The following is a 6,072-nucleotide window of genomic DNA, read 5'->3' on the forward strand; positions in this document are numbered from 1 at the left end:
ATAAATCAGCATTATTGAGAAATATCGAGTTAAATCTAGATATTTCGTAGTGGTAAACCATCCTCAAATACTAGTAATTCTCCCGGTTGAATGGGTGTCCAAACTTCATTATCCGTAAGTGGTGTAGTTACAATCACAGCAACGCGATCGCTTGGTGTAGTCAATTCACTAAAATCTACAGTCATTTCTTCGTCAATTAAGTGAGCGGCCGCAAAGGGTGCTTGTCTAATAATGTAACAAAGTTTAGTTGAACAATGGGTAAAAAAGTGATCCCCATCTGAGAGTATATAGTTAAAAGATCCACAAGCTGCTATTTCCTTGGTAATTGTCTGTAATGTGTGGTAAAGTTCTCCTAAGGGTGGTTTTCCTTGGGGGTAATGCGATCGCAAAGTATTAAGGATTAAGCAAAACGCTCTTTCACTGTCAGTAGTACCCACAGGTTGAAAAATACCGTTGTTTTCTGGGTAAAAATCTGGTAAATTACCATTATGAGCAAATACCCAATATCTTCCCCAAAGTTCTCGACGGAAAGGGTGACAGTTTTCTAGGGCTATTTCCCCTTGAGTAGCTTTACGAATATGGGCGATAACATGAGTAGAATGAATGGGATACTGACGGATAAACTCAGCAATTGGTGAGGCTATAGAAGCTTCAGCATCTAGAAAAATCCGACATCCTTTCCCTTCAAAAAAAGCAATTCCCCAACCGTCGCTATGTTCATCTGTTTTTCCCCCCCGTGCGGAGAATCCTTCAAAGGAAAAGCAAATGTCTGTGGGTACGTTGCAGTTCATTCCTAGAAGTTGGCACATTAGCGTTGTACTTCTGATTGTAAACTCAAGAATAACATTAAAAAAAATTAAAATTAATAAGCACCAGTTTGGGGAAATTCATCATTCAAAGCCCATTTACCAATTTCCCGCAGTCTATAATCAACCGGATCATGAAGTGTAAAAGTACGCATATTTCGCCAATAACGATCAAAGCCATATTTTTGACCCGTAGAGGATGCGCCCATAACTTCAAAAATGCGGTTGGTAATGTCTAAACCTACTTTGGTTGCTGCAACTTTAGCAGTATTCACAGCTATCATACATTCTCCCCTTTGTGTTGGGGTGAGGTTGTGTTCTTTTTCCCAAGCTGCTTGTAGTAATTCTATGGCTTGGTTAACTAAGGCCTTTACTCCTTGTAAGTCTACCCACATAGTACCATAGTGGTGAAGAATAAAAGGATCTTTAGTAACACATTCCACCTCTGATGTCAACCAAGGTTTTTTACGATTTTGAGTATAATTTTTAGCTGATGCAAAAGCACCCTCAGCAATACCTAAGTAAATATTAGCCAGGTTGAGTTGAGTTATACAAGAACGAATAGTAGTAAAAATAGAATTTTGGTTGTATCTAGCACCAATTATTTCCTGGGGATAAACAATCACATTGTCAAAGTTGATATTACCGCTATCAGTTTGGCGTTGTCCCATGCTATCCCAATCAGTATGAATTTTTACTCCTTGTCTCCGACTGGGAATGACTAAAATAATTAATTCTCCCGTTGTTTGATCAATAGCTGAAAGTGGTAAAATATCAGAATCTACGGAACCGGAACAAAAGCTTTTACTACCATTAAGTAAAAAATGATTTTCCTGTGCTGTAATAACTGCTCTTTTGTCTCTAGGGTTAAGAGCATTACACCAAAACCAATTATGATTAACGGTTTCGCTATAGTAATATTGTTTCTGCTCAATTGTACCAAAGATATGGGGAATAACTACCCCAATTTGGTGATATGAGAAAACATGAGCTAAGGAGCTATCAACTTTAGCAAATTCCCGAATTATTTTGAATGTAGTTATCCAGTTTGCGCCAATTCCTCCATATTCTTTAGGGATAATCAGCTTGAGTAGGTTACTTTGTCGCAAACTATCCCGTTCTTGTTTTGGTGTACCTCCTTGAGCATCTCTTTCTATGGCAGTTTGGGCAAATTCCGCTGCTAAAGACTGAGCTAAAACAATGTAATCTTTGACTTCTAATTCAAAATCATTTCCCATTAATCTCAAAACCTACTTATGAAAAATCTTTATTCAATTTCTAACTGTTTTTTAGCCTGTTTTAATTGTTTCCACAAACTATGAATTTGTTTGTAAGCCTCCTGTGGAGATATTTTACCACCTGTTTGTAAATTACAAATATAATTTACCCGTTGAGCAAATTCTTGGAGATTAGCATTAAAAACTAAATATTCCGGTTTAAACTGACCGTAATAGGAACTGCGAGGGTAAAGAAAATCACATATCTCAGATAGTAAATCAGATTCTTGTCTCATGGTAATTTCTTGATTTGTAATCAATATTCGATTATCAGTAGTCGTGATTAGGTAGAGATACAAACTTGACATTTTACGGACTTTGGGTTGTAAAGCCCGATAATCCGATAGAGATAGAGTAGTTTGAAAATTTATTTTACGAGCATTACATATTTTTCTGAATTAGGCAAGACATTTTTAGGGAATATTTGGCAATTTATCGGGGAGAATTAAGAAACTTGCTAGAGTTGGTTAGGGTAGGAAAAGAAAAATAGCAAATAATAGCAAATAATAGGTTTATGGACAAACGTTATTTTTTGCAAATGGGTGCCGTATTAGTCGGTACAGCCTTTTTTTCCCGTTATATCAATTGGAGTTCAGAAACAATGGCACTTTCTAATACAGAGTTTGCAGTTACTAAGACTGAGGAAGAGTGGAAGAGTATCCTGACACCAGAACAGTTTCGGGTGTTGCGGAAACATGGTACAGAACCTCCCCATACCAGTCCCTTGGATAAGCAATATGAACCTGGTACTTATGTCTGTGCTGGTTGTGGACAAGCTTTGTTTACTTCAGAGACTAAATTTAATAGTGGTACTGGTTGGCCGAGCTTTTTTAAGCCAATTGAGGGAGCAATTGCTACGACTACAGACAGGTCATTTTTTATGACCAGAACTGAGGTGCATTGCAGTAATTGTGGTGGACATTTAGGCCATGTATTCAATGATGGTCCTAAACCAACCGGCTTGCGCTACTGTATGAATGGTGTATCATTACAGTTTACACCTGCGTAGGTTAGGAATTTTCGCAAGGGGTAATTCCATAGATAAAACCCCTTGTGTGATTCTATCAAAAGCAGGAAATTATAATATAGCAGGTAGTATTTAGATGAAATTCTTGAACCGAAATCAGTAAGGATTAAATAATGCAAGTTCTCAAAAGATCAATCAAGCCAGAAAGCTATATATCATTTCTGTACACCTACCAAACTACTTGGGGAACTGCTGGTGATATTTGTTTAGTTCGTGAAACCGTAGCTAAATCCAGCGGGGCGAAATTTGTAGGCCGGAGAATCCAATTAGCTATTCCCAAGGGAATGGAACGTGATTACGTAGTGAATATCCCGGTCATAAAAATTGCAGGTCATGTGGGTGAGGGACATCCTAAAGACCCGCATTCGGAATGGGAGGCTTATGATGGTATAGATCCAGAATTAGCAACTACTGTTTTGAAAATTTGGGGTTTTAAATTGGTTGAATTGTAGGGGGTTTTAGCTTAAACATTGTCATGTTTGAGCTTAACTTACTGGATTTCCGTGTATTATCTGAATTTTCCTGTGAGAATAAAATCCAATCAAAATATGATTTAAAGTTTCTCCCTTTTAAAACATCCTTGAAAGGATGAAAATGGATTATTCCCAGGTAGCTACATTTCGCAGCAAATTAGGAATTTCACCCTGTGATAAAGGAAACTCTAAAATTGTTTCTCGATAACCCAAATATCCTGATTCAGTAAAAGATAAAAGCATTCTTTCTAGTGCCAGCCAAACTTCTGATTCGTATTCCCAATCATGATAACGTTTAGCACGACCAGCAATGGAACGTAACGCCCAAAAGTAGGAATTTCTAACTACCGAACCGCCTTTTTTAAATTCTGGTACATCTTCCTTGTGAATAAATAAAATGTTATTTTCAATTCTCGATCTCATAGATACAATATAGGAATATAGATAAAGCCACAGAATATAGATAAAGCCACACTGTGATATTATCATAAACTAAAATCCACCTAATTTACATATTGGGGCGGGCAGGGATGCCCACCCCACAAGAATGTTATTTTTTATTGTTCTGTTTTTTCAGATAATTTTTAGTCCAAGCATAACGGTATGAATCTTTTTCAAAAGAAATTCTTATGATCTATTACAATACTTTACATTGTCCATAATGACGTAAGAGATGATCACATAAAACTAAGGCCACCATAGCATCAACCATAGGTACAGCGCGAGGTAAAACACAAGGATCATGTCTACCTTTTCCTGCTAAAACTGTTTCTTCACCTTCTTTTGTGACGGTTTTTTGTTCTTTTCTAATAGTGGCTGTTGGTTTAAAAGCCACTCTGATAATGATATTTTCGCCGTTAGAAATTCCCCCTTGAATCCCTCCAGAACGATTAGTTACTGTTCTAATTTCCCCATTTTCATCAATATAAAATTCGTCGTTATGTTCAAAACCTGTTAACAAAGTTCCGTCAAAACCTGAACCGATTTCAAAACCTTTACTAGCAGGAAGTGACATGACTGCTTTTGCTAAATCTGCTTCTAATTTATCAAAAACTGGTTCTCCTAAACCTTTGGGAACATTTCGCACTACACATTCAACCACACCACCAATAGAATTACCATCTCGACCGGTTTGTTCTATTAATGAAATCATGGTATTAGCAATTTCTCTATCTGGACAACGGACAATATTGCTTTCTACATCCGCTAAAGTGACCGTATTCGTATCTACTACGCCTTGTAAATCTTTAATGCGCTTGACATAGGCGATAACTTCTACATTTGCAACTTGATGTAAAATCTTTTTAGCGATCGCACCAGCAGCCACTCTACCTATTGTCTCACGGGCTGACGACCTTCCGCCACCTTGCCAATTTCTCAAGCCATATTTAGCATCATAGGTAGCATCTGCATGAGAAGGGCGGTATTTTTGCGCCATTTCATCGTAGTCTTGGGAACGGGTATCTTTATTTCTGACTAAGATAGCTATGGGTGTTCCCAGCGTTTTCCCCTCAAACACCCCAGATAATATCTCACAGGTGTCTGCTTCTTTGCGGGGGGTGGTGATTTTACTTTGTCCTGGCCGTCTTCTATCGAGTTCAAATTGAATTTCCTCTGGGGAAATTTCCAGTTGTGGGGGACAACCATCAATTATAACGCCCACACCGCCGCCGTGAGATTCGCCAAAAGTCGTAATTCGGAAAAGATGACCAAAAGTGTTACCCATGATGTTGAGGAAATACAGACTGGAATCTGTATTTTACACGGAGTTGCACCAGAATATCTTTGTTAGTACATCACAATAATTCAATAAATTCATCTACACTTAAACCCGCTTGTCGAATAATTCCACGTAAAGTACCTCTATCTAGTTCTTTGTGATCTGGTACGGATATAGTGGTTCTTGGTTCTTCACGAACCAGTATAATGTGACTTCCTCTTTGTCTATCCACAACAAAGCCGATTTTTTCTAGCGCTTTCACACACTCTAAACCTGAGATAATAGGTAATTTACTCACACCAGCACTACCTCAACCGTATCGTCTGGAATAGGTTCACCCCTATCTTGCAAAACTTCAATGTAGAGAGATATTGCCTCTTCTATATTAGCTAAAGCTTCCTCACGGGTTTTACCCTGACTGATACAACCAGGTAAACTTGGTACTTCGACAACAAAATACCCATCTTCACCATGAGATAACAGCACTTTCCGTTGAGATTTTATTGTTACCATAGTTCAAGCTGTTTCTCCATGAAATAACAAACCTAGTAGAACCTAATATCTTTGGATTATCAACATGAAATCATCATGAAATCATAGTTAATATTTCTTTTTGCTGAAGTGCTTGTTTCTCAAACTCTGATAATGTTTCTATATACAGCAGTTTCCGAAGTTATGAGGTACAGTTAGTAATAATAAAGATAATACTGTCATGAAAGCATATTCAGTGGATCTCCGAGAAAAAATAGTTGCAGCCCATATTGAGGAA

The 6,072-nt window shown here is 37.7% G+C and carries 9 protein-coding genes; 2 read left to right on the top strand and 7 right to left on the bottom strand.

Annotated features, from left to right (window positions below; genetic code table 11):
* Window positions 1-35: 35 nt before the first annotated feature.
* The 3 genes from H6F39_RS04175 to H6F39_RS04185 are packed head-to-tail and all read right to left on the bottom strand — an operon-like array spanning window position 36 to window position 2,319.
* A complete protein-coding gene (locus H6F39_RS04175) occupies window positions 36-809 on the bottom strand; it encodes a class II glutamine amidotransferase (RefSeq protein WP_137908586.1) in 774 nt (257 codons plus the stop codon).
* 53 nt (window positions 810-862) lie between these two features.
* Window positions 863-2,044: an acyl-CoA dehydrogenase family protein gene (locus H6F39_RS04180; RefSeq protein ID WP_190371309.1), complete on the bottom strand. Its 1,182-nt coding sequence runs from the start codon at window positions 2,042-2,044 to the stop codon at window positions 863-865.
* 29 nt (window positions 2,045-2,073) lie between these two features.
* Complete coding sequence (locus H6F39_RS04185; RefSeq protein ID WP_028084617.1) at window positions 2,074-2,319, bottom strand: hypothetical protein; 246 nt, start codon at window positions 2,317-2,319, stop codon at window positions 2,074-2,076.
* 278 nt (window positions 2,320-2,597) lie between these two features.
* Between H6F39_RS04185 and msrB the strand changes: the two genes are divergently transcribed.
* The gene (msrB, locus tag H6F39_RS04190; protein ID WP_137908588.1) at window positions 2,598-3,092 is read left to right on the top strand and encodes a peptide-methionine (R)-S-oxide reductase MsrB; all 495 of its coding nucleotides are present in this window, start codon (window positions 2,598-2,600) and stop codon (window positions 3,090-3,092) included.
* A gap of 131 nt (window positions 3,093-3,223) precedes the next feature.
* On the top strand, window positions 3,224-3,562 hold the full coding sequence (locus H6F39_RS04195) for a hypothetical protein (protein WP_028084615.1): 339 nt from the start codon (window positions 3,224-3,226) through the stop codon (window positions 3,560-3,562).
* 147 nt (window positions 3,563-3,709) lie between these two features.
* On the opposite strand, the gene H6F39_RS04200 is transcribed toward H6F39_RS04195, so the two are convergent.
* The 4 genes from H6F39_RS04200 to H6F39_RS04215 all read right to left on the bottom strand — a co-directional run bounded on the left by H6F39_RS04200 (window position 3,710) and on the right by H6F39_RS04215 (window position 5,816).
* Window positions 3,710-4,006, bottom strand: coding sequence for a hypothetical protein (locus tag H6F39_RS04200; RefSeq protein WP_137908589.1), 297 nt, complete (start codon window positions 4,004-4,006; stop codon window positions 3,710-3,712).
* 214 nt (window positions 4,007-4,220) lie between these two features.
* Entirely contained in the window at window positions 4,221-5,309 is a 1,089-nt protein-coding gene (gene aroC / locus H6F39_RS04205; RefSeq protein ID WP_137908590.1) for a chorismate synthase, read from the bottom strand.
* 70 nt (window positions 5,310-5,379) lie between these two features.
* Complete coding sequence (locus tag H6F39_RS04210; RefSeq protein ID WP_137908591.1) at window positions 5,380-5,601, bottom strand: type II toxin-antitoxin system HicA family toxin; 222 nt, start codon at window positions 5,599-5,601, stop codon at window positions 5,380-5,382.
* Window positions 5,598-5,816, bottom strand: a complete 219-nt coding sequence (locus H6F39_RS04215; RefSeq protein ID WP_137908592.1) for a type II toxin-antitoxin system HicB family antitoxin — start codon at window positions 5,814-5,816, stop codon at window positions 5,598-5,600. The genes H6F39_RS04210 and H6F39_RS04215 overlap by 4 nt, the downstream gene beginning before the upstream one ends.
* Window positions 5,817-6,072: the final 256 nt, after the last annotated feature.

Origin of the sequence: Dolichospermum sp. FACHB-1250 (assembly GCF_014696335.1) — a bacterium.
Taxonomy (GTDB): domain Bacteria; phylum Cyanobacteriota; class Cyanobacteriia; order Cyanobacteriales; family Nostocaceae; genus Dolichospermum; species Dolichospermum planctonicum.